This window comes from Streptomyces sp. NPDC029956 (assembly GCF_055574655.1).
The window spans coordinates 1-2,608 of the sequence record NZ_JBVHZJ010000125.1; the positions used below are offsets into that span (position 1 = coordinate 1).

Consider the following 2,608-nt stretch of genomic DNA (forward strand, 5'->3'; position numbering starts at 1 on the left):
GGTCGTGTTGCTGGGGTGGAACCGCCGGGGGTTCTTCGCCCGGGAAAGGGGGCCTGGGTTTTCCTCCCGCACCCCCCGTGGCTCTGGGGGGGGGGGGGGGGCCCCCCCCCCCCCCCCCGCCCTTCGAGGACGACGACCCTGCGCGGCGCCGCGAGGCGGGAGCTACCCCACCACCCGCCCGTCGACGACGACCCTGCGCGGCGCCGCGAGGACGCGGACGTCCGCGCGCGGGTCCTCGCCGTAGACGACGAGGTCCGCAGGGGCGCCCTCCTCCAGGGAGGGACGCCCCAGCCACGCCCTGGCTCCCCAGGCGGTGGCCGCGAGCGCGTCGATCGGCGGGATGCCGGCCTTCGTCAGCTCCTCCACCTCCTCGGCGACCAGGCCGTGGGCGAGGGAGCCGCCCGCGTCGGTGCCGACGAAGACCGGGACGCCCGCGTCGAAGGCGGCGCGCACGGTGTCGTACCGGCGCTCGTGCAGCCGCCGCATATGGGCCGACCAGCGGGGGAACCTCTCCTCGCCGCCGTCGGCGAGGTGCGGGAAGGTCGCGATGTTGACCAGGGTGGGGACGATCGCGACGCCCCGCTCGGCGAACAGCGGGATGGTGTCCTCGGTGAGCCCCGTGGCGTGCTCGATGCAGTCGATGCCTGCCTCGACGAGGTCCCGGAGCGAGTCCTCCGCGAAGCAGTGCGCGGTGACGCGGGCGCCCAGCCGGTGCGCCTCGGCGATGGCCGCCTCGACCTCGGCACGCGGCCAGCAGGCGGTGAGGTCGCCGACCTCGCGGTCGATCCAGTCGCCGACGAGCTTGACCCAGCCGTCACCGCGCCGGGCCTCGCGGCCGACGTACGCGACGAGGTCGGCGGGCTCGATCTCGTGGGCGTAGTTGCGGATGTAGCGGCGGGTGCGGGCGATGTGCCGTCCCGCGCGGATGATCTTCGGCAGATCCTCCCGCTCGTCGATCCAGCGGGTGTCGGAGGGCGAGCCCGCGTCCCGGATCAGCAGGGTGCCCGCGTCCCGGTCGGTGAGGGCCTGCTTCTCGCTGGTCGCCTCGTCGACGGGGCCGTGCCGGTCGAGGCCGACGTGGCAGTGCGCGTCGACGAGTCCGGGCAGCACCCAGCCCTCTACGGTGACCGCCTCGGCCGCGGGCCGGTCGAACGTGACCCGCCCGTCGACGCACCACAGTTCGTCCCGTACGTCCTCGGGGCCGACGAGCACCCGTCCCTTCACGTGCAGCACCGCGCGATCACTCATGTCTGCACTGTACGAGGACGGGACCCCGGCCGGGGAGGGGCCCTCGGTACCCTGATCCGAGTTCCGCCCGCACGAATCCGAGTCGAAGAAGGCACCGCCGTGACCGTGACACATCCGCTCCTGGACCTGGCCCCGCTGACCGCCGCGCACTTCGCTTCGATCGAGCGGCGGGTCGCCGCGCTGCTCTCCACGGAGCAGGACGTGGTGATCGCCCAGGGCGAGGCGCTGCTCCCCCTCGAGGGGTGCATCCGCAGCGGTGCGCGGGCCGGTTCGACCGCCCTGAACGTGGTCACGGGGCCGTACGGGCAGACCTTCGGCAACTGGCTGCGGGACTGCGGCGCGACCGTGATCGACCTGGAGGTGCCCTTCCACACGGCGGTGACGGCCGCGCAGGTGGAGGAGGCGCTCGCCGCGCACCCGGAGATCGACTTCGTGTCCCTGGTGCACGCGGAGGCGGCGACCGGCAACACCAACCCGGTGGCGGAGATCGGTGAGGTCGTCCGGGCGCACGGCGCGCTGTTCTACCTGGACGCGGTGGCCTCGATCGGCGCCGAGCCGGTGCTGCCGGACGCCTGGGGCGTGGACATGTGCATCATCGGCGCGCAGAAGGCGATGGGCGGGCCCGCGGGTGTGTCGGCGGTGTCGGTGAGCGCGCGGGCGTGGGAGCGGTTCGCCGCCAACCCGGCCGCGCCGCGCCGTTCGTACCTCTCCCTCCTGGACTGGAAGGAGCGCTGGATCGACGGCGGTCGGAAGACGCTGCTGCACGCTCCGGCTCAGCTGGAGATGCTGGCCCTGGAGGCCTGCGTGGAGCGGATCGAGGCGGAGGGTCTGGACGCCCTGATGGCGCGGCACGCCTCGGCGGCCGCCGCGACCCGCGCGGGCGCGCTGGCGCTCGGCGGTGGTCTGGAGCCGTACGTGTACGAGGCGAAGGACGCGGCCCCGGTCGCGACGACGCTGCGCGTGCCGGCCGGTACGGACGCCTCGGAGCTGGTGGCGAAGGCGCTGGCCGCCGATCCGTCGCTGCCGCTGATCGCGGGCGGCGGGGCGCTGGCCGAGGAGATGATCCGGGTCAACCACTACGGGGTGGACGCGACTCCGGGCGCCGTGCAGTCCTCGCTGGCCGCCCTGGGCGCCGCGCTCGGCGAGGCGGGCCGCACGGTGGACCTGGAGGGCGCGCGCCGGGCGGTCACGGAGGCCTGGGCGGTCTGATCGAGCCGCGTACGCCGGGCCGCGTACGCGACAGGGAAGGGGGGGGGGGGGGGGGGGGGGGGGGAGCCCCCTCCGCGGGGCGTGGTCGGGCCCCGGGGATGTGGAGGGTGGGGGGGGGTAGGGGGGGCATCGCTCCCAGCGACCCCCCACT

2 protein-coding genes are annotated in these 2,608 nt (G+C 75.1%); one reads left to right on the forward strand and one right to left on the reverse strand.

Going from position 1 to position 2,608, the window contains the following annotated elements:
* Positions 1 to 162: 162 nt before the first annotated feature.
* On the reverse strand, positions 163 to 1,248 hold the full coding sequence (locus ACZ4XX_RS40220; RefSeq protein WP_468512769.1) for an amidohydrolase family protein: 1,086 nt from the start codon (positions 1,246 to 1,248) through the stop codon (positions 163 to 165).
* Positions 1,249 to 1,353: 105 nt separating this feature from the next.
* On the opposite strand from ACZ4XX_RS40220, the gene ACZ4XX_RS40225 reads away from it, so the two are divergent.
* Positions 1,354 to 2,457 (forward strand): pyridoxal-phosphate-dependent aminotransferase family protein, encoded by a 1,104-nt coding sequence (locus ACZ4XX_RS40225; protein ID WP_468512770.1) that lies wholly within the window; start codon positions 1,354 to 1,356, stop codon positions 2,455 to 2,457.
* Positions 2,458 to 2,608: the final 151 nt, after the last annotated feature.

What these genes read in the sequence shown, in the direction of transcription:
- ACZ4XX_RS40220 (WP_468512769.1), bottom strand. Translation starts at nt 1,248, where the DNA reads ATGAGTGATCGCGCGGTGCTGCACGTGAAGGGACGGGTGCTCGTCGGC.